Here is an 18,871-nt window from a genome sequence, read left to right as displayed (position 1 = left end):
ACTTCGGTCATGTCTGAGGCTGCTTGTGTGGCCTTGACTGCGGCCAAACACGCGACCAAGGAACCAATCGCTCCGATCAAGGAGGTCTGACCATGACCGAGACAAGCCCGGGCAGTCGGCGTGGAAGTACGGGTACGACATCGACTGGGACGCGCCGGTCGCCCCGGAGATGAGAATCAGCTTCTCAGCAGGGTCTTGAGGCGGGTCGCTCCGGACGCGCTCAGCCAGGCCTCGAAGGTGAGCAGGCCGGGGTGGAGCGCGCGGAGCGGTTCGATGTCGACCAGGGGGTATAGGCCGTCGTTGAGGGACTGGATGCCGCGGGCCGCCTCCTCGCTCCGGGCGCGTACGGCTTCGAGGGGGATGTGGACGTACGGGACCTCCTGGCCCGTGGCCCGGCTGATGGCGGCGGCGGTCTCCGGTGGGGTGAGGACGTCGCCCACCAGGTCGAAGGCGCGGGCGCGGAAGCCCGCGGGGTCGGCGAAGGCGAGTGCGGAGAAGGCCGCGATGTCGGAGAGCGCGATGAACTGCTGGCGGGTGTCCGGGTTGTAGGGGGTGGCCAGGGCGCCGCCCTGTAGGCCCCAGGTGGGATGGAGGAGGTTCTCCATGAAGGACGTGGGGCGCAGGACGGTCGCGGGCATGCCGATCGCGCCGATGTGTTCCTCGATGTGCCGCTTGCTCTCCAGCGTCGACAGCCCGCTGTCACCATCGGCGCCGAACGCGGAGGCGTAGACGAGGAGTTGGGCGTTCGCGGCCAGCGCGGCGTCCGCCACGTTCCTGCCCAGCCGTACCTCGTCGTCCGGGCCGTACTCGGTGGGCAGGCCCGGCATGCCGGGGGTGGGCTGGACGCTGAAGACACCGTGGGCTCCGCGGGCCGCCGCGTCGAGCGAGGGGCGGTCGTCCAGGTCGCCCGCGACCAACTCGGCGCCCGCCGAGGCGAGGGCGTGCGCCGTGGGGCCGGTGATGTCGCGGGTGAGTGCGCGGACGTGCCAGCCGTCGCTGAGCAGGCGCCTCGCGGTCGCGCCGCCCTGCTGACCGGTCGCGCCGGTCACCAGGATGGTTCGTCTCGACGTCAGGGTGGTCATAGTTCACGGCTCCCGGATAGAATCGGAACGAGTAACCCGGTTAACGTACCGGAATGACTGACCCGTTTGTCAATCAGGAGCGATGGTGAGGGGCATGGCAGAGGAGGAGGAAGCGCTGCCCTCGCGGGCCGACGCGCGGCGGAACAGGGCACGGGTGCTGGCCGCGGCCAGGGCGTCGTTCGCGGCGGAGGGTCGCATGGTGCCGCTCGGAGCCATCGCCGAGCGGGCCGGGGTGGGCGCCGGGACGGTGTACCGGCACTTCCCCTCCAAGGAGGACCTTTTCGAGGCGGTGATCGCCGAAAGCGTGACGGATTTCGTCGCCGAGGGCCGGGCGCTGGCCGTGGCCGAGGACCCGGGGGTGGCGTTCTTCGGCTTCCTGGGGCGGGTGATCAGGGAGGCGTCGCTCAACCGCGCGCTGTGCGAGGCCTTCGCGCGGGAGGCGCCCGGCCGTTCGCCCGAGGAGGCGGTGGCCGGTGCCAGGAGCGAGTTCGGCGACGTGCTGGCCGCACTGCTCCGGCGTTCGCAGGAGGCCGGAGCGGTCAGGGCGGACGTCGAAGCGGCGGATGTGCGGGCGCTGGTGGCGGGGTGTGCGGCCATGGAGCAGGGGCACGGCCCCGGCCCCGGGGTGCTGACGGCGGTGATGTGTGACGGGCTGCGGCCGGAGCGGTCCGTAACGAAATTCCGTAACGTAATCCGCGAGGGGGAAGGGGAAGTCGCCGGTCCGCGTGACGAAAACGATCGGTGTGAGATGTGCGGGGACCGGCTGTCCGGCGAACGCGCGGGCCGGGCGGGCCGCCCGGCGCGGTTCTGCGGGGCGGCATGCAGGCAGAAGGCTCATCGGCGGCGCGCGCGTGCGAGTGGCTGACCACCCGCCGACTCACCCGGTCCGGGTGACCGGTGTCTTCAGAGTTGTCGCCGTCAGTACGTCCGCCAGCGGCGTCGCGGGCCGTCCCAGCAGGTGGGCGAGTGTGGGATCGGCCGGGGCGAAATCGCCTCGGCGGCTTGCCGCGAACAGGCCGACGAGCAGGTCGGCTTGGGGCCCGGGCAGGCCGTGGTCCAGCAGATGCGCGCGGTAGGCGGCGTCGGAGACGACGACCCTGCGGACCGGACGGCCCGTCAGCCGGGTGGCGAGGGCCGCGACGCCGGCCAGGTCGATCGCCTCGGGGCCGGTGAGGGCGGGGGTCGTGCCATAGAGGCCGTCGAGGCCGTCGCCGGACGCGGTGAGGGCGAGCACCGCCGCGTCGGCGAGGTCGGCGTGGTCGGTCCAGGCGACCGGCCCGTCCTCGGGTGCGATCAGCTCGCCGGTGTCGAGCGCGGCGCCGAGCAGCATCGCGGCCGATGAGGCGTAGAAGCCGTTGCGCAGCGCGGTGAAGGGGACGCCTGACGCGCGCAGCGCGGCCTCGGTGGCGGCGTGGTCGGGCATCGGGGCGAAGGGCGAGGTGGGGTGCGCGCCCATATGGCTGGTGTAGAGGATGCGTCCCGCTCCGGCCGCCGCCGCGGCGGCGATGGCCGCGCGGTGTGCGCGTAAGGCCGTCTCGCCGGTGGCGTCGGTGGAGACGATCAGGACCTGTGCGGCGCCCTCGAAGGCGTCGGCGAGGCCCGACGGGTCGGTGAAGTCGCCCCGGCGCACGCGTATGCCCCGGTCGCCGAGGTCGCGCGCCTTCTCGGTGTCGCGCACGCTGACGCCGATCTCCTCGGCGGGAACGCGTTCCAGCAGTCGTTCGGTGACCGTGCGGCCGAGCCTGCCGTTCGCTCCGGTGACGATGATCACGAGGTCTCTCCTGACCTGATGTTTCCGTTGATAACGCGCAGAGCTTAACACCGGAAACGCACGCCTGCTAACGCGATCCTGTTATCGTTGGAAACATGGAGAACGACGACGTCACCGCCGCGGACGGTCACCGGGAACGCATCGTCGCGGCCGCCGCCCGGCTGCTCGCCGAAGGCGGCGCCGACGCGGTGTCGACCCGCGCGGTGAGCGCCGCCGCCGGGGTGCAGCCGCCGACCATCTACCGGCTCTTCGGCGACAAGCAGGGCCTGCTCGATGCCGTCGTCGCCCATGGCTTCGCGTCCTACCTGGCCGACAAGACCGCCGCGGCGCCCACCGACGACCCGGTCGAGGATCTGCGCGCCGGGTGGGATCTGCACGTCGGCCTCGGTCTGGCCAACCCGGCGCTGTACCTGCTGATGTACGGTCAGCAGCCGCCCGGGGCGTCGTCGCCCGCGGCCCTCGCCGCCTTCGACGTACTCGCCGGGCACATCCGGCGCATCGCCGAGGCGGGCAGGCTGCGCGTGCCCGAGGACCGGGCCGCCGCCCTCGTGCACGCCGCCGGGTCCGGTACGACGCTCGCGCTCATCGCCACCCCCGGGGAACGCCGCGACCCGGAGCTGTCGCACGCCGCCCGCGAGGCCGTCCTCGCCGCGATCACCGCCGACGCCCCCTCCACCCCCGAACCCGAACCCGGGGCCGGGGCCGCCGCGGCCGCCGTCACCCTCCGTGCCGTGCTGCCGCGGACCGACGCGCTGACCGCGTCCGAAAGCGCCCTCCTGCGGGAATGGCTCGACCGGATCGCGGGCCAAGCCAGCTGACCCTGGGGTGTGACGCACGTCACCGGAACTCGCCCCTCCCCGCAGGTCAGTTGAGAGTGTGACCACAGATACGCGAACCCGGGTACGGGCCGGGGACCCCGACGCCTTCGCGGAACTCTTCGACGAGTACGCGCGTGCGGTGTACAACCACGCCTTCCGGCTGACCGCCGACTGGTCCGTCGCCGAGGACGTCATGTCGGCGACGTTTATGGAGGCGTGGCGGCGCCATGCGTCGGTCGAGGCCGAAGGGGGGTCGCTGCGGCCCTGGTTGCTGGGGATCGCCACCAACGTGGCTCGCTCGCACTGCCGCGGCAACCGGCGCTACCGGGCCGCGGCCGCCGCTGCCGCCGGGGCGGGGGCCGAGGCCCAGCGGATACCCGACCACGCCGAGGAGACGGCGGGCCGGGTGGACGACCGGCGGCGCATCAACGCCACCCTGACCGCCCTCAGCTCACTGAAGCGCGCCGAACGCGAGGTGCTGGTGCTGTGTCTGTGGGAGGGCATGGAGTACGCCGATGTCGCCCGCACCCTTGGCATCCCCCTCGGAACCGTCCGCTCCAGGCTGTCGCGCGCCCGTACGAAGCTGCGCAAACTCGCCGATGCCGAACTCGTCAGGAAAAAACGGGAACCCGCCTCTCCCACCCGGCAGATAAGAGGCGATCGCGGCTACGCGATCCGGTCCGCAGAGGAAGGAAACCGATGAACGCCACCCCCTCCCAGCCGCATCCGGCTGAGTGGCCGGAGACCGAAGCGCTCCGGGACACCGGGGAGCGGAGTCTTCCGGCGGGCCGCCACACGTTGCACAAGGAGCACCTGATGGCCCAGATCCGCGAAGACCTCCGTACCGCCGGGACCGCCGGAACCGCCCGCCCCGCCGCCCCCGCGCGGCAGCGCAACCCGTTCCTGCGCAAGACGATCCTGCTGCCCGCCGCGGCCTGCGCCCTGGCCGGTGCGGTCGTGGGCGGTGTCGCCCTGTACGGCGGGGGCGACGGCGACGGTACGACCCCCGTGGCCACCGGCCCCGCGCTGACCACCCAGCTCGGCGCCGTCGACGCCAAGGGCGGCCCCCAGCTGCTGGACCGCGTCTCCCTGGCGGCGGGCTCCGGCGACACCGACGGGCCCGTGGTGCGCGACGGCCAGTACATCTACGTCGCGTCCAAGGTGGCCGACACCCACGCCAGGACCGTGGACGACAAGACCACGGTGGTCAGCACCGAACTGCACGACCGTCAGGTCTGGCAGTCGGCGGACGGCAAGGACGGCTGGCTGATCGAGCCGGGCCAGACCAGTGACGAGGGCATGACCCTGGCCGGTCCGCACCCGATGAGCGCGGCGTACGACAGCCTCGTCAAGCTGCCCACCGACCCCGACGCGCTGCTGAAGAAGATCTACCGGGACGCCCGCGCGGAGAAGGACAAGGAGGTGCCCCTCGACCAGGCGGCCTTCGTCGCCATCGGCGATCTGCTGACCGAGAGCTACCCGCCCGCCAAGCTGGCCCCGGCCCTCTACAAGGCCGCCGCGAAGATTCCCGGAGTGGTCGCGGTGGACGACGCGACCGACGCCACGGGCCGTCACGGGGTCGCGGTGGCGCGGATGGAGGACCAGAGCGGCCAGCGCGAGGAATGGATCTTCGATAAGAAGAGCCTGAAGTTCCTCGGTGAGCGCACCGTCCAGGTCAAGCCGAGCCCGGACAAGGACGACCCGATCAAGCCCGGCACCGTCACCTTCACCAGCGCGATCACGCAGCGCGCGGTGGTCGACGGCAATAAGCAGATGCCCGGGCATGCGGGCTGACGTCGGACCGTCGAAGTCCTCCACGGCCGCGGTGTGCGTCCTGCTGGTCGCGGGCGCGCTGACGGGGGTCGCGCTCGCGGCCCCCGGGTCCGCCTCGGGCGTACGCACGTCGGTCACCGGGGACCGGGTCCGGCTGGACGGCCGGTTCCAGGCGTCGGCGGAGCCCAATGCCAAGGCCAAGCCCAATGCCAAGGCCAAGGAGGTCAGCGGAGGATAGGATCGCGGGTCGGGCGAACACACGGCCGACGGGGGGAACATGACGGGGTACCTGGGGCCGCTGGAACTGGTCGGGGACCGCTGGATCATCGGGGACCCGAAGCGGGAGGGCGGCTCGTGCCTGGTCCTTACCGCCGAGGGCCTGGAGCACCACGAGCCCGGAGCACCGGAACCTCGAGCCGTCACCCCGTGGTCCAAGTTCGTGGAGCTGAATATCCGAGCCAGCTTCCGGGCGGCGCACGCCACCCGCACCATGGGCGTGCTGGGCGCGTTGGGCGGCGGTTACCTGGAGACCGGCCGCAGCAGCTGTTCCGTGGGTGGGCTCCTTCGCCATCCGTACGAGGGGTGGTCGGTGAACTACACCCATCACGAGCGCCCCTACACGGGCCCGCACGTCTTCGCGGTGAAGGCTCTGTTCCAGAAGACGTCCGAAGCGAGGGCGCTGCACCGCCTCGGTGACCCGGAATGGCTGGGAGCGGCTGTTGCCCGGCTGGCGCCGTTGTCTTTCTGGTGGGCGCCCAAGGGGAACCGCCAAGTGGGCGAGATCATCGAGGACCTCGGCACCTGACGAGCCCCGGACCGCCGATCCGGGCATCCCGCGAGCCGCCCTCTCAGACCTCCTCGCGCATCAGCCGCAGATACACCACCGAGAACGCCGCGCCCACCAGCAGCAGCAACAGCGCGACCGCCGTGCCATAGCCGATCAGGGACTTGTTGAACGCCTGGTCGTACATGAACACCGGCAGGGTCTGGCTGCGATTGCCGGGGCCGCCGCGGGTCATGGCCCAGATGAGGCCGAACACCGACAGCGTCTGCAAGGTGTTGAGCATCAGATTGGTGCCGATGGAACGGCGGATCATCGGCAGGGTGACATGCCAGAAGCGGCGGAGGCCGCCCGCGCCGTCGACCTCCGCCGCTTCGGTGATCTCCTTGGGGATCTCCGACAGGGCGGCGGAGTAGACGAGCATCGAGAAGGCCGTACCGCGCCAGACGTTGGCGAAGGAGACGGCGAGGATGGGCAGGGTGTACAGCCAGTTCTGGGACGGCAGGCCCAGTCCGGCCAGCACCTCGTTGAGCGTGCCCTCGCGGCGGAAGAAGGCGTAGAGCAGGAAGCCCGCGACGATCTCGGGGACGACCCAGGCCGCGACCACGACCGCCCCGATCAGTGTGCGCACCGGCTTGGAGGCGCGCCGCATCAGGGCGGCCAGGGCCAGGCCCAGGGTGTTCTGGCCGAGGAGGGAGGAGATGACGGTGAAGACGAGGGTGAGGACGACCGCGTTGCGGAAGTCGGCGTCCCCGAAGGCGCGGCGGAAGTTGGCGAGGCCGGTGAACTCCGTGGTGGAGGTGCCGGTCAGCTGCATGTTGGTGAAGGCGATGTAGCAGCAGTAGCCGATCGGCCCGCCGAGGAAGAGCAGCAGCAAGGCGGTGGCCGGGGCGAGCGGCAGCCACCGCAGGCGCCCCCGGCGCGCCCTCACCGCAGGCGCCGCCTTGGCCGAAGGGGCGGTCGCGGTGGTCATCCGCCCACGGCACCGTCGGTGACGGACTTCAGCTGCTCGTCGTACGCCTTCGCCGCGCCGCCCGGCGAGGAGTCACCCGTGGTCGCCGCCTCCATGGCCTCGCCGATGGCCGAGGAGACCTGCGGGTAGACGGGGAGCGCCGGGCGGTAGTGGGTGTACCGCACCAGGCCGGTGAAGAAGCGGATGCCGGGCATGGAGGAGAGGTATTCCGGGTCCTTCGCGACGTCCTTCCGGACGGCGATCTGGGCGTTGACGATGTCCCACCGGACCGCGTTCTTCCTGGTCTGGAACTGTTCGATGAACTTCCAGGCCAGATCGGGGTTCTTGGACTTGGCGCTGATCGCCCACGTCCAGCCGCCGGACATGCTGACCTTGCCGGGCGCCTGCCCGGCTTGCGTCGGCATCGGGGCCTGACCGAGGGTCTTCGACCACTCGGGCCAGGGCTTGCCGCCGGTCTTCAGCCAGTTCTGGCCGAGCCAGGAGCCGTCGAGGGCGATGGCGAGCTTGCCCTCGGGGAGCCATTCGCTGAAGACGGTGGTGCCGACGTTGGGGTCGAGGGCGTCGGAGATGTCGGGGCCGAGCTCTTCGTCGTAGACGGTCTTCAGGAACGCCAGGGAGTCCTGGAAGCCCTTGCCGCCGGTGACCCACTTCTTCGTCTCCGGGTTGTAGAGCGGTTCGTCGCCCGCCGCGCCCGTGCCGTACAGCAGCATCTCGAAGCTCTGCATGACGGAGGTCTCGCCCGGGGCCTTGCCGGTGTACACGTTGAGCGGGATGACGCCGGGGACCTTCTTCTTGATGGCGCGGGCGGCGTCGAGGATCTGGTTCCAGTTCTTCGGCGCCCAGTCGGCGGGCAGCCCGGCCTTGGCGAGGATGTCCTTGTTGAACCACAGCCCGCGGGTGTCGGTGCCGTCCGGGACGCCGTACGTCTTGCCGTCCTCGGCCCTGGCCGCCGTCTTCGCCGTGTCGACGAACTGGTCCCAGTTCTTCCACTTGGCCAGGTAGTCGTCCAGCGGCCGCAGATAGCCCGCCTTGATGTCCGCGTTGATCCGGAAGGTGTCCTCGTAGACCAGGTCCGGGGCGGTCTTCGGGGACCGCATCATCTGCTGGACCTTGGTGGCGTAGTCGTTGTCCTGCGCCTGGATCGGGACCAGCTCGACCTTCTTGCCGGGGTTCGCCTTCTCGAACTGCTTCTTCACCGCGGCGAGGTGGTTGTCCTTGAAGCGGATCTTGTTGTCGGTGCTGCGGTTGTACGCGACCTTGACGGTGTCCGGATCGCTGCCCGAGCCGCCACCGCAGGCGGTGAGCCCGGCGGTGGCGACGAGGGCGGCGGCGGTGAGGATCAGTGGGGCGGTGGTGGGGCGCACGGCACGACCTCCTTGCCGGCCTCGATGGCCTGCGGGCCGACCGTAAGGTCGCCTTCAACGCAAGGTCAATCCCCGTGAACAGGGAGGTTGTCGATCGAACTCGGGTGCGGTGGGCGGTAGTTCAGCCGGTGTAGCCCGCGAGCGCCTTGGTGAAGTCGTACGTGCCCTGGTCGATGCCGCTGCACGCGTCCGCGTCCGTGCCGGAGTCGCACTTGCGGTCGCGGTTGAGGGACCAGAAGCTGACCCGGGCCAGGTGGTGGCTCTTGGCGTACGAGATCACCGAATTGAAGTTGGCCAGGGACACCGTCTCGCCCGCGACATCCGTCTTGCCGTTCATCGAGGAGAAGCCGGCCTTGCGGTAGGCGGCGTCCGAGGAGAGTCCGTAGGCGCTCGCGACGGTGTTCTTCAGGCCGTCGACCGCCGACTTGGTGGCCGCCGCCATGTCGACGGAGCCCTGCCCGAAGTCGAACGGCATGACCGTCCAGCCGTCCACGTCGAGCCCGGCCGTGGCGCCGCGCTTGACCAGGTCCTTGCCGTTGGCGTCGGGTCCGGTCGTGGTGGTGCCGAAGGTGACGTAGACCTTGAGGCCGCTGTTCTTCTGCTTGACGGTCTTCAGCGCGTCGACCACCCGCTGCCGGACCGTCGCGTTCTCGAATTCGGTCGACTCGATGTCGATGTCGATCGCCTTGAGCTGGTACGCGTCGATGACCTTCTGATACGCGGCGGCGAGCGCGGAAGCGGACGAGCACTTCTCGCCGAGCTTGTTGCCGCTCCAGCCGCCGAAGGAGACCGTGACGTCGCCTCCGGCCGCGCGTATGGCGTTGATGGTCGACTGGTCGGTGCCGCCGGTGAGCGCGCGGGAGCCGTCCCACTTGGGGGTGCAGCCGCCGTCGGAGAGCATGAACGCCATCGTGAACTGTCTTGTGCCGGTCGCCGACATCACGTCCGTGGCCTTGGGCGGGCTGCCCCAGCCGAGGTAGAGGTACGGGCCGGTCTGGCCGGTGACGGCGGCCGCCGTGGCGCGGGGCGCGGGGGTGGCCTGGGCGGCGGTGGCCGCGCCCGTGGCGATCAGGGCGACCAGCCCGGTGGCGGCGGCGAGGGTGCGTCTGTGGTGGCGCCGGGAGAGCTGCATGGGGCGTCCTCCTGGGGGATGTGCGACTGAACGCTAGCGAGCCGCCATGGCCACGACAAGATGGTGGATAGGAAACTTTCCTAATGATCGCCCGGCGGGGGCGCTCGGCGCTCGCAGGGCAGGGCGTTCGGGTTCAGTGCTCGCTGAGCCAGCGGTAGACCAGCTCCGGGCGCCCGATCGCTCCGTAATGCGGCGTACGGGCGGCGCGGCCCGCGTCCACCAGGTGCTCCAGATAGCGGCGTGCGGTGATCCGGGAGATCCCCACCGCCTCCGCCGTGGCCGCGGCCGAGACACCGTCCTGGGCGCTGCGCAGCGCCTCGGTGACCGCGTGCAGGGTGGCCTGGGTGAGCCCCTTGGGCATCGCGGCGGGCTGCGGTGCGCGCAGGGCGGCCAGCGCCCGGTCCACCTCGTCCTGCCCGCTGGCCTCGCCCGCGGTCGACCGGAACTCGGCATACCGCTGGAGCCGGTCGCGGAGGGTGGAGAAGGTGAACGGCTTCAGTACGTACTGGACCACCCCGAGCGAGACCCCGTCCCGGACCACGGCGAGGTCCCGGGCCGAGGTGACGGCGATGACGTCCGCCCCGTGCCCGGCCGCCCGCATCGCCCGCACCAGCTGGAGGCCGTGCCCGTCGGGCAGGTAGAGGTCGAGGAGGATGAGATCGGCGGGCGTCCGCTCCAGCAGCCGCTGGGCGTCACCGCCGGTGCGCGCGGTGCCGACGACGGCGAATCCGGGGACGCGCTCGACGTACATCCGGTGCGCGTCCGCCGCGACGGGGTCGTCCTCGACGACGAGCACCCGGATCGCCTCCGGGGTCGGGGTCGCCGAGTTCGCCTGCGGCGGGCTCATGGTTCGGGTTTCCTCTCGGGGGCGGGCACATCGTGGCAGGCACATCGGGGCGGGCCGGGCGCCGGACTGGCAAGAACCTCGGGGCCCCAATTTACGGAGCGTAATGAACAGTGGCCAGGGTTACGGCCCTGTGAATCCTTTCGACCGGCCTTTAAGGACCACGTGCCGACCGTTCACGAGGTGACGGCCGCGGTGGCCAGCGGGAGGCGGACGGTGAATTCGGCGCCGGAGCCGGGCGCCCCGGCCACGTCCACGGTGCCCGCGTTGCGGCGTACGGCCTGCTGGACCAGGGCCAGCCCCAGACCGCGGCCCGCCGACTTGGTGGACCAGCCGCGGCGGAACGCGTCCTCGGTCGCCGCCGGGTCCAGACCGGCGCCGGTGTCCGCGACGCGCAGGGTCAGCTCGCCGTCGTCGGCGCGGACGGTGACCGTGACGCGGGCGCTGCGGGGGCCGCCGCTGCCGACGCCCTCGGTGGCCGCGTCGATCGCGTTGTCGATGAGGTTGCCGACGATGGTCACCAGGTCGCGGGCGGCAAGACCGGGCGGCACCAGACCGTCGTCGATGCGGCTCTCGGGGGTGAGGACGAGCTCGACGCCGCGCTCGCTGGCCTGCGCCGCCTTGCCCAGCAGCAGCGCGGCCAGCACGGGCTCGGCGACCGCCGCCACCACCTGGTCGGTGAGGGCCTGGGCCAGCTCCAGCTCGGCCGTCGCGAACTCGACCGCCTCGTCCTCCCGGCCCAGCTCGATCAGCGAGACGACGGTGTGCAGCCGGTTGGCGGCCTCGTGCGCCTGGGAGCGCAGCGCCTCGGCGAAGCCGCGTACGGAGTCCAGCTCGCCGGACAGCGCCTGCAGCTCGGTGTGGTCGCGCAGCGTGACGACCGTGCCGCGCTGTTCGCCACTGCTCACCGGGGAGGTGTTGACGACCACGACCCGCTCCGCGGTCAGATGCAGTTCGTCCACGCGCGGCTCGGTGGCCAGCAGGGCGCCGGTGAGCGGGCTGGGCAGGCCCAGCTCGGAGACGTAGGCGCCGACCGCGTCGTCGGACAGCCCGAGCAGCTCCCGGCCGCCGTCGTTGATGAGCGCGATCCGCCGCTGCCCGTCCAGCATCAGCAGCCCCTCGCGCACCGCGTGCAGCGCCGCCTCGTGGTAGTCGTGCATCCGGCTCAGCTCGGAGGCGTTCATGCCGTGGGTGTGGCGGCGCAGCCGGGCGTTGATGACGTACGCGCACAGGCCCCCGGCGGCCAGCGCCCCGACGGCGACGGCGAGCAGCGCGAGGAGCTGGCGCCGCACCTGGGCGCTGATGGTCTCCACCGTGATCCCGGCGCTGACCAGCGCCGTGATCCGGCCCCCGGCCCGCGCGTCGCGCACCGGCGCGACCACCCGCACCGACGCGCCGAGGGTGCCGGTGTACGTCTCGGGGAAGATCCGGCCGCGCAGCGCGGGCTCGATGTGGCCGAGGTAGCGCTCGCCGATCCTGTCCGGATCGGGGTGTGTCCAACGGATACCGCGCGGGTTCATGATGGTCACGAAGGTGACGCCGGTGTCCCGGCGCACCTTCTCCGCGTACGGCTGGAGCCGGGCGGTGGGGTCGTCGGACCGTACGGCGTCGGCCACCGAGGGCGAGTCGGCGACCGCGGCGGCGGCGGCCGTGGCCTGGCTGCGCGCGGCCGCCGTGGCCTGGTCGCGGTCGGTGATGTACGCGAAGACGGCGCATCCGGCCACGAGGGCCGCGACCAGCACTACCTGCATCGCGAAGAGCTGACCGGCCAGGCTCCGCGGGTGGGGGATGCGCATGTCCATCAGTCTGCACACGAATCTTTGTGTGAACGAAATGAACGGAAGGGTGACCCCCGTCACAGGCGTGGGGCATAGTCGCCGGAACCGTTCAAGGCGGTGTGCGAGCCGCACACGGTACAGCGCCGGGACAGTTGGACGGCCATAGAGAAGGAGGCAGCACCGTGGCTGCGGAGATCACGCCGCCCGCATCGGGACGTACAGAGCCGGAGCGGCCGAAGGCGAAGAAGAAGGAAAAGATCCACTACCTCTACCTCGCCGTGATCGGCGCGGTGGCGCTGGGGATCCTCGTGGGCTTCGCCGCCCCCGACACGGCGGTCGAGCTGAAGCCCATCGGCGAAGGCTTCGTCAACCTCATCAAGATGCTGATCTCGCCGATCATCTTCTGCACGATCGTGCTCGGCGTCGGTTCGGTACGGAAGGCCGCCAAGGTCGGCAAGGTCGGCGGGCTCGCCCTCGGCTACTTCATGGTGATGTCGACCGTCGCGCTCGCCATCGGCCTGGTCGTCGGCAACATCCTGGAGCCCGGCAGCGGGCTGCACATCAGCCAGGAAGTGGCGAAGGCCGGTCAGAGTCAGGTGGACAGCGGCGCGAGCGAGGGCCTGGACGGGTTCCTGCTGAGCATCATCCCCACCACCCTGATCTCCGCGTTCACCTCCGAGCAGGTGCTCCAGACCCTGTTCGTCGCCCTCCTCGTGGGCTTCGGCCTCCAGGCCATGGGCAAGTCCGGTGAGCCGGTGCTGCGCGGCATAGGCCACATACAGCAGCTCGTCTTCAAGCTGCTGTCGATGGTCATGTGGCTGGCCCCGGTCGGTGCCTTCGGCGCGATGGCCGCGGTGGTCGGCGAGACGGGGCTGGACGCGCTCAAGGCGCTCGCCGTCATCATGATCGGCTTCTACACCACCTGTGTCCTCTTCGTGTTCGTCGTGCTCGGCACGATCCTGCGCCTGGTGGCCGGCGTGAACCTGTTCCTGCTGCTGAAGTACCTGGCGCGGGAGTTCCTGCTGATCCTCTCGACGTCCTCCTCGGAGTCCGCGCTGCCGCTGCTCATCGCCAAGATGGAGCACGCGGGCGTCAGCCGTCCGGTCGTCGGCATCACCGTGCCGACCGGCTACTCCTTCAACTTGGACGGCACCGCGATCTACCTGACCATGACGTCGCTGTTCATCGCCGACGCCATGGGCAAGCCGCTCGCGATCGGCGAGCAGATATCCCTGCTGCTGTTCATGATCGTCGCCTCCAAGGGCGCGGCCGGTGTCACCGGCGCGGGCATGGCGACCCTCGCGGGCGGCCTCCAGTCGCACCGGCCCGACCTGGTCGGCGGTGTCGGCCTGGTCGTCGGCGTCGACCGCTTCATGAGCGAGGCCCGCGCCCTCACCAACTTCGCGGGCAACGCGGTCGCCACCGTCCTGGTCGGCACCTGGACCAAGGAGATCGACAAGGACCGGATGAACGAGGTCCTCGCCGGGCGGCTCCCGTTCGACGCGGCGGCCTTCGCGGCGAACGGCGGCGGCCACGGCCCGTCCGCCGACTCCGATGGTGCTGAGGGTGCCGACACCAAGGCGCTCCACGAGCAGCGTGATGGTGAGACGGCCAAGGAGCACGTGCCTGCCTGACACCCCACGCCCCTGCGGCCCTGCCCTCCTGAATCGGGGCAGGGCCGCGGTCGTGTTCGCGGCCCTGGTGGCAGGTGGTGTCCCGCGTCTTCCCCCCGTGGCAAGACACGGGACACCGGCACAGGGAGGGCGAGGCCCGTGGGGTCGCGGGTCAGCGCTCTCCGTCCGCCGCCGGACGGAGCCGTTCGGGGAGCGCGGTCCATTCCGGGCCGCCGTCGCGCGGCTTGACCCACGCAACGTTGCCACCTGCGTCGATGTAGGCGACGCGGCCGACGGCCTCGCGCTCGATGTCGTAGACGAGATCCCCTATCCGGGGCCTGCGGCGGGTGCGTCCGGCCGTGGTCATGACCCCCAGGGTCCTACGAGCCGCTGATATACCGCTGATGCCTTGCTGACCTGGCCCGGTGGGTAGGCTGCGGGATTGTCGAAGTGAATCTCTGGTACCGACGGGGGCAGCGCGTGGACGGGACCGGGTTACGCCTCTTGGGGCCCGTGGGGATATGGCGGGACGACCGGCTGCTGGGCCCGACCGCCGCGCAGCAGCGTTCCGTTCTGGCGATGCTGCTGATGGAACCGGGCCGGGTCGTCTCCGTCGACCGGCTGGTGATGGCCGTCTGGGGCGAGGACCCGCCGGGTTCGGCGCGCAACGCCGTACAGGTCCAGATATCCAAGCTGCGCCGCATCCTGGCCGCCCTGCCCGAAACCGAGCTGACCACCTCCGCCATGGGCTACTGCCTCACCGCCCCGCGCGCGGCCGTCGACCTGCACCGCTTCCGGGACCTGGTGCGCGAGGCCCGCACGGAGAACGACGACCGGGCCGCGGAACTGCTGTGCGCCGCCCTGCAGTTGTGGCGCGGACCCGCGCTCGCCGACGTGGCGGGCGGCTGGCTGTCCGACACCGTCGGGGCCGGTCTCGAGGAGGAGCGGCGGGCCGCGGTGGAGGAGTGCGCCGCGATCGACGTACGGGCCGGGCGCCACCACGAGGCCATGGCGCAGCTGTCCGCCCTGGTCGCCGAACACCCGCTGCGCGAGCGCTCGGTGGCCCTGCTGATGGAAGCCCTGCGCCGGTCCGGGCGGCGGGCCGACGCTCTCGCGCTGTTCCGCGCCACCCGGCAGCGGTACGCGCAGGAGCTGGGCATCGAACCGGGGGAGGAGCTGCAACGGCTCCACCGCGAGGCGCTCGAGGCGCGGGACGGATACGGCCCCGGCCCCGAGCCTGCGCCCGAGCCCCGTACCGACCCAGGGACCGCGGATGCGTCCGGAGCCCACGCCGAGTCCGGAGCCGGATACGCGGCCGGGCCCGGGGCCCCGTCCGGGGCGGCGGAGGCCGCCGGGGCCGACGGGGTGCCCGGAAGCGCGGATGACGTCACCGCCGCTCCGGGGCCGCACACCGCCCCCGCCGCCGAAACCGCCGTACCGCAGCAACTGCCGCCCGACGTCGCGCACTTCACCGGGCGTGAGCGCGAACTCGCCGGACTCGATTCCCTGTTGCGGGCCAACGCCAACGCCACCGCGGCCGTCATCGGGGTGATCGCGGGCAGTGGCGGGCTCGGCAAGACCACCCTCGCGGTGCACTGGGCGCACCGGGTGCGCGAGCGCTTCGGCGATGGGCAGCTGTACGTCAACCTGCGCGGCTTCGGACCCACCGGGTCGGCGATGACCGTGGCCGAGGCGGTCCGTGGCTTTCTCGACGCCCTCCAGGTGCCCGCGCACCGCATCCCCGCCACCGTGGAGGCGCAGACCGCCCTCTACCGCAGTCTGCTGGCCGACCGCCGGGTGCTGATCCTGCTCGACAACGCCCGCGACGTCGAGCAGGTACGCCCGCTGCTGCCCGGTTCGCCCGGCTGTCTGGTGGTGCTGACCAGCCGTAACGAACTCACCGGCCTGGTCGTCGCGGAGCAGGCCCGGCCGCTGCCGCTGGATCTGCTCGACCGGGCCGAGGCGCGCGACCTGCTCGTCGGCCGCATTGGCACCGAGCGCGCCGCCGCCGAACCGCGGGCCGTGGAGGATGTGGTCACGGTGTGCGCGGGGCTGCCGCTCGCGCTCGCCATCGTGGCCGCCCGCGCCGCCACCCACCCCCGGTTCAGCATCGCGGCGCTCGCCGGTGAGCTGCACGACGCGCGCGGCAGCCTCGACGCGTTCGAGGGCGGGGACGCCACCACCGATGTCCGGGCCGTGTTCTCGTGGTCGTACCACTCCCTCGGCGCCGACGCCGCCCGGCTGTTCCGGCTGCTCGGCGTCCACCCCGGCCCGGACATCGCCGCGCCCGCCGCGGCCTCCCTCACCGGGGTGGACGTACCCCAGGCCCGCAGGCTGCTGAGCAGGCTCACCCGGGCGCATCTGATCGCCGAGCGCAGCCCGGGCCGGTACGCCTTCCACGATCTGCTGCGCGCGTACGCCATGGAGCTGACCCAGGAACACGACACGGAGGAGGACCGCCGGTCCGCGCTGCACCGGGCGCTCGACCACTATCTGCACTCCGCCTTCGCCGCCGGGCGCGCTTTCACCCCGTACCGGGAGCCGATCACCCCCGGCCCGGCGCAAGCCGGTGTCGCCGTCGAGACGTTCACCGAACACGCCCAGGCGCTCACCTGGTTCACCCTGGAACACGCGGTGCTGATCGCGGCCCTCCAGCGGGCCGCGGACGCCGGATTCGAGACCCACGCCTGGCAACTGGCCTGGTCCCTCGCCGAGTTCCTGGACCAGCTCGGCCACTGGCACGACCAGCGCACCGTCCACCGCATCGCCCTGGGCGCCGCCCACCGCGTCTCCGATCCGGCCGGTCAGGCCCACGCCCGCCACGGGCTGGGCCTCGCCGATCTGCGCAGGGGCCGGTACGACCGGGCCCGCGGCCATCTGCTGCGTGCGCTCGACCTGCACGGCGAGACCGCCAACCACATCGGCCAGGCCCGCATCCACGTCGCGCTCAACATGACGGCCGAGCGCCAGGGCCGGGACGAGGAGCTGCTGTACCACGCCCGGCGCTCGATGGAGCTGTACCAGGTGGCCGGTCACCGCAGGGGTGAGGCGTACGCCCTGAACAACATGGGCTGGGCGTACGCCATGCTCGGCGACTGCCGTCAGACCCTGGTGCACTGCGCCAAGGCGCTCGCCCTGCTGCGGGAGGCGGGCGACGGGCGCGGCGAGTCGGCCGCCTGGGACAGCCTCGGGTACGCCCATCACCAGCTCGGCGACCACCAGCAGGCCATCGCCTGCTACCGGCGCGCGGTCGAGCTGCGGCGCGGCCTGGACGAACGGGTGCGGGAGGCCGAGTCGCTGCACCGGCTGGGCGGCGCCCAGCGCACCGCCGGGGACGTGGCCGGGGCGCGGAGCAGCTGGCGCGCCGCGCTGAGCCGCTTCGACGCCCTCGGCCACCCGGACGCGGACCGGGTCCGGGACGAACTCGCCCGGCTGGACGAGTCCGAACCCGGCAGCGCGGCCCGGTAGTACAGCCCGGTAGCGCTAGTTGAAGGGGATGCGGACGGTGGACTGGTTGCCGGTGCCGAGGGTGCTGGTGCCGTTGCCGATGGCGTTCCACACCTCGACCCGGACCTTGCCGTTGCTGAGGTTGCCCAGCGCCGAGCCGGTCGTGGACTTCAGGCCGCGGGCCTGCGTGTAGTGCTCGTAGCCCGGCGCCGGGTCGGTGGCGAAGTACTGGTAGGTCTCGGTGCGGTCCCAGCTGCCGTCGCCCGTGAGGTCGTAACTGACCCTGATCTGCTGCCCGTTGGCCACGGTCGTGCCCGCGTCCACGAACAGGTCGAAGGCCGTCGAGCCGCCGCTGTACGTCCGGGTGATGCCGGACGAGGTGAAGGTCTGCGGCTGGTACGGACTCCCGTCGTGGTTCGCGCCGCCCGCCGAGGCCAGGGTCGTGGCGCTCGCGGACGAGGACGCCGCGCCGAGGGCGCCGCCCGTACCCGGGTAGAGCGTGGCGGAGCCGGTGCCGGGGTCGGTTCCGCCGCCGCCCCGGGTCCAGACCGCCACGTAGTCGACGAGCATGGGGTGGCCGGGGACGGTGGCCGCGGTGGGGGTGGCCGCGCCGTGGACACCGTTCGGGAAGGCGCCGCCCATGGCCACGTTGAGGAGCAGGAAGTAGCCCGCGTGGTCGGTCATGTTCGCCCAGGTGGTGGCGTCGACCTGATTCTGGGCGACGCTGTGGAACTGCTGGCCGTCCACGTACCAGCGAAGCTGGTTCGGGGTGGTCGAGCGGTCCCATTCGAAGCGGTAGGTGTGGAAGGCGGACTGGCAGCTCGACCCCGGGCAGGCGCGGTTGGCGCCGATACCCGTGCTCTCGTTGCAGGCACCGCCCGGGTTCACCCCGCAGTGGAGCACGCCCCACACGGAGTTGATCCCGTTGACGTTCTCCATGATGTCGAACTCGCCGATGCCCGGCCAGTTCTGGTAGTTGCCCCGGTACGGGCTGCCGAGCGCCCAGAAGGCGGGCCAGTAGCCGAGGGCGGCGTCGCCGGTGACGTTCGGCATCTGGATACGGCCCTCCATGCGCAGCACACCGCCCGCCGGGGCCTTGAAGTCGGCGCGCTTGGTCTCGATACGGGCCGAGGTCCAGTTGCCCGCGCCGTCGCGGAGCGGGGTGATGCGGAGGTTGCCGCCGCCGTCGAGGCCGAGGTTGCTGGTGGAGTCGGTGTAGCGCTGGATCTCGCCGGTGCCCCAGTTGCCGGGCCCGCCGGGGTAGCTGTAGCCGGTGTCGATCTGCCAGTTGGCGGCGGAGGGGAGGGTGTTCGCCGCGCCGGTGAAGTCGTCGCTCCACGCGAGGGACCAGCCCGACGGCGTGGGTGGCACATCGGCCCGTACGGAGGTGGCGCCGAGGAGGGCGACGGCGGTGGCGGCGAGTGCGGCCAGGCCGGACCGGAGGGCGGATCTGGGTCTGTGGGGGCGTCGCATGGACGTACCTCCTGAGGGGGTG

17 protein-coding genes are annotated in these 18,871 nt (G+C 71.8%); 8 read left to right on the top strand and 9 right to left on the bottom strand.

Annotation, left to right across the window (positions count from 1 at the left end; translation table 11 throughout):
- Positions 1 to 176: 176 nt before the first annotated feature.
- A complete protein-coding gene (locus ABZ370_RS18125) occupies positions 177 to 1,082 on the bottom strand; it encodes an NmrA/HSCARG family protein (protein WP_358621532.1) in 906 nt (301 codons plus the stop codon).
- A gap of 94 nt (positions 1,083 to 1,176) precedes the next feature.
- On the opposite strand from ABZ370_RS18125, the gene ABZ370_RS18120 reads away from it, so the two are divergent.
- Complete coding sequence (locus ABZ370_RS18120; protein WP_358621529.1) at positions 1,177 to 1,947, top strand: helix-turn-helix domain-containing protein; 771 nt, start codon at positions 1,177 to 1,179, stop codon at positions 1,945 to 1,947.
- A 12-nt stretch (positions 1,948 to 1,959) separates the two neighbouring features.
- Here ABZ370_RS18120 and ABZ370_RS18115 read toward each other — a convergent pair whose 3' ends face one another.
- Positions 1,960 to 2,853 carry an NAD(P)H-binding protein gene (locus tag ABZ370_RS18115; protein WP_358621526.1) on the bottom strand — a complete coding sequence of 298 codons (894 nt, stop codon included), beginning with the start codon at positions 2,851 to 2,853 and terminating at the stop codon, positions 1,960 to 1,962.
- Between the two features lie 95 nt (positions 2,854 to 2,948).
- Here ABZ370_RS18115 and ABZ370_RS18110 point away from each other — a divergent pair, with 95 nt between their 5' ends.
- The 5 genes from ABZ370_RS18110 to ABZ370_RS18090 are packed head-to-tail and all read left to right on the top strand — an operon-like array spanning position 2,949 to position 6,249.
- Positions 2,949 to 3,671 (top strand): TetR/AcrR family transcriptional regulator, encoded by a 723-nt coding sequence (locus ABZ370_RS18110; protein ID WP_358621523.1) that lies wholly within the window; start codon positions 2,949 to 2,951, stop codon positions 3,669 to 3,671.
- A 58-nt stretch (positions 3,672 to 3,729) separates the two neighbouring features.
- The gene (locus ABZ370_RS18105; RefSeq protein WP_358621520.1) at positions 3,730 to 4,374 is read left to right on the top strand and encodes an RNA polymerase sigma factor; all 645 of its coding nucleotides are present in this window, start codon (positions 3,730 to 3,732) and stop codon (positions 4,372 to 4,374) included.
- On the top strand, positions 4,371 to 5,465 hold the full coding sequence (locus ABZ370_RS18100) for a CU044_5270 family protein (RefSeq protein WP_358621517.1): 1,095 nt from the start codon (positions 4,371 to 4,373) through the stop codon (positions 5,463 to 5,465). The genes ABZ370_RS18105 and ABZ370_RS18100 overlap by 4 nt, the downstream gene beginning before the upstream one ends.
- Positions 5,455 to 5,682 carry a hypothetical protein gene (locus ABZ370_RS18095; RefSeq protein ID WP_358621514.1) on the top strand — a complete coding sequence of 76 codons (228 nt, stop codon included), beginning with the start codon at positions 5,455 to 5,457 and terminating at the stop codon, positions 5,680 to 5,682. The genes ABZ370_RS18100 and ABZ370_RS18095 overlap by 11 nt, the downstream gene beginning before the upstream one ends.
- A 39-nt stretch (positions 5,683 to 5,721) precedes the next feature.
- Entirely contained in the window at positions 5,722 to 6,249 is a 528-nt protein-coding gene (locus tag ABZ370_RS18090; protein ID WP_358621511.1) for a hypothetical protein, read from the top strand.
- Positions 6,250 to 6,292: 43 nt separating this feature from the next.
- On the opposite strand, the gene ABZ370_RS18085 is transcribed toward ABZ370_RS18090, so the two are convergent.
- From ABZ370_RS18085 to ABZ370_RS18065, 5 genes are all read right to left on the bottom strand, one after another.
- The gene (locus ABZ370_RS18085; RefSeq protein WP_358621509.1) at positions 6,293 to 7,198 is read right to left on the bottom strand and encodes a sugar ABC transporter permease; all 906 of its coding nucleotides are present in this window, start codon (positions 7,196 to 7,198) and stop codon (positions 6,293 to 6,295) included.
- On the bottom strand, positions 7,195 to 8,562 hold the full coding sequence (locus ABZ370_RS18080; RefSeq protein ID WP_358621506.1) for an extracellular solute-binding protein: 1,368 nt from the start codon (positions 8,560 to 8,562) through the stop codon (positions 7,195 to 7,197). Before ABZ370_RS18080 ends, ABZ370_RS18085 begins: the two co-directional genes overlap by 4 nt.
- 121 nt (positions 8,563 to 8,683) lie before the next feature.
- Positions 8,684 to 9,694 (bottom strand): chitinase, encoded by a 1,011-nt coding sequence (locus tag ABZ370_RS18075; protein ID WP_358621504.1) that lies wholly within the window; start codon positions 9,692 to 9,694, stop codon positions 8,684 to 8,686.
- Positions 9,695 to 9,827: 133 nt separating this feature from the next.
- Positions 9,828 to 10,541, bottom strand: coding sequence for a response regulator (locus ABZ370_RS18070; RefSeq protein WP_358621501.1), 714 nt, complete (start codon positions 10,539 to 10,541; stop codon positions 9,828 to 9,830).
- A gap of 173 nt (positions 10,542 to 10,714) precedes the next feature.
- Positions 10,715 to 12,334 carry a sensor histidine kinase gene (locus ABZ370_RS18065; RefSeq protein WP_358621499.1) on the bottom strand — a complete coding sequence of 540 codons (1,620 nt, stop codon included), beginning with the start codon at positions 12,332 to 12,334 and terminating at the stop codon, positions 10,715 to 10,717.
- A 164-nt stretch (positions 12,335 to 12,498) separates the two neighbouring features.
- Here ABZ370_RS18065 and ABZ370_RS18060 point away from each other — a divergent pair, with 164 nt between their 5' ends.
- Positions 12,499 to 13,950: a cation:dicarboxylase symporter family transporter gene (locus ABZ370_RS18060; RefSeq protein ID WP_358621497.1), complete on the top strand. Its 1,452-nt coding sequence runs from the start codon at positions 12,499 to 12,501 to the stop codon at positions 13,948 to 13,950.
- Positions 13,951 to 14,101: 151 nt separating this feature from the next.
- Here ABZ370_RS18060 and ABZ370_RS18055 read toward each other — a convergent pair whose 3' ends face one another.
- Positions 14,102 to 14,296, bottom strand: coding sequence for a hypothetical protein (locus ABZ370_RS18055; RefSeq protein ID WP_358621495.1), 195 nt, complete (start codon positions 14,294 to 14,296; stop codon positions 14,102 to 14,104).
- A gap of 146 nt (positions 14,297 to 14,442) precedes the next feature.
- Between ABZ370_RS18055 and ABZ370_RS18050 the strand changes: the two genes are divergently transcribed.
- Positions 14,443 to 17,397, top strand: coding sequence for a BTAD domain-containing putative transcriptional regulator (locus ABZ370_RS18050; protein WP_358621492.1), 2,955 nt, complete (start codon positions 14,443 to 14,445; stop codon positions 17,395 to 17,397).
- 15 nt (positions 17,398 to 17,412) lie between these two features.
- Here ABZ370_RS18050 and ABZ370_RS18045 read toward each other — a convergent pair whose 3' ends face one another.
- Complete coding sequence (locus ABZ370_RS18045; protein WP_358621489.1) at positions 17,413 to 18,849, bottom strand: glycoside hydrolase family 16 protein; 1,437 nt, start codon at positions 18,847 to 18,849, stop codon at positions 17,413 to 17,415.
- Positions 18,850 to 18,871 lie beyond the last annotated feature (22 nt).

This window comes from Streptomyces sp. NPDC005962 (assembly GCF_040629205.1).
Classification (GTDB): domain Bacteria; phylum Actinomycetota; class Actinomycetes; order Streptomycetales; family Streptomycetaceae; genus Streptomyces.
Note: the sequence above shows the minus strand (reverse complement) of the source record. Positions and strands in the feature narration are given on the sequence as shown.

What these genes read in the sequence shown, in the direction of transcription:
- ABZ370_RS18125 (WP_358621532.1), bottom strand. Translation starts at nt 1,082, where the DNA reads ATGACCACCCTGACGTCGAGACGAACCATCCTGGTGACCGGCGCGACC.
- ABZ370_RS18120 (WP_358621529.1), top strand. Translation starts at nt 1,177, where the DNA reads ATGGCAGAGGAGGAGGAAGCGCTGCCCTCGCGGGCCGACGCGCGGCGG.
- ABZ370_RS18110 (WP_358621523.1), top strand. Translation starts at nt 2,949, where the DNA reads ATGGAGAACGACGACGTCACCGCCGCGGACGGTCACCGGGAACGCATC.
- ABZ370_RS18100 (WP_358621517.1), top strand. Translation starts at nt 4,371, where the DNA reads ATGAACGCCACCCCCTCCCAGCCGCATCCGGCTGAGTGGCCGGAGACC.
- ABZ370_RS18095 (WP_358621514.1), top strand. Translation starts at nt 5,455, where the DNA reads ATGCGGGCTGACGTCGGACCGTCGAAGTCCTCCACGGCCGCGGTGTGC.
- ABZ370_RS18090 (WP_358621511.1), top strand. Translation starts at nt 5,722, where the DNA reads ATGACGGGGTACCTGGGGCCGCTGGAACTGGTCGGGGACCGCTGGATC.
- ABZ370_RS18085 (WP_358621509.1), bottom strand. Translation starts at nt 7,198, where the DNA reads ATGACCACCGCGACCGCCCCTTCGGCCAAGGCGGCGCCTGCGGTGAGG.
- ABZ370_RS18075 (WP_358621504.1), bottom strand. Translation starts at nt 9,694, where the DNA reads ATGCAGCTCTCCCGGCGCCACCACAGACGCACCCTCGCCGCCGCCACC.
- ABZ370_RS18070 (WP_358621501.1), bottom strand. Translation starts at nt 10,541, where the DNA reads ATGAGCCCGCCGCAGGCGAACTCGGCGACCCCGACCCCGGAGGCGATC.
- ABZ370_RS18065 (WP_358621499.1), bottom strand. Translation starts at nt 12,334, where the DNA reads ATGCGCATCCCCCACCCGCGGAGCCTGGCCGGTCAGCTCTTCGCGATG.
- ABZ370_RS18055 (WP_358621495.1), bottom strand. Translation starts at nt 14,296, where the DNA reads ATGACCACGGCCGGACGCACCCGCCGCAGGCCCCGGATAGGGGATCTC.
- ABZ370_RS18045 (WP_358621489.1), bottom strand. Translation starts at nt 18,849, where the DNA reads ATGCGACGCCCCCACAGACCCAGATCCGCCCTCCGGTCCGGCCTGGCC.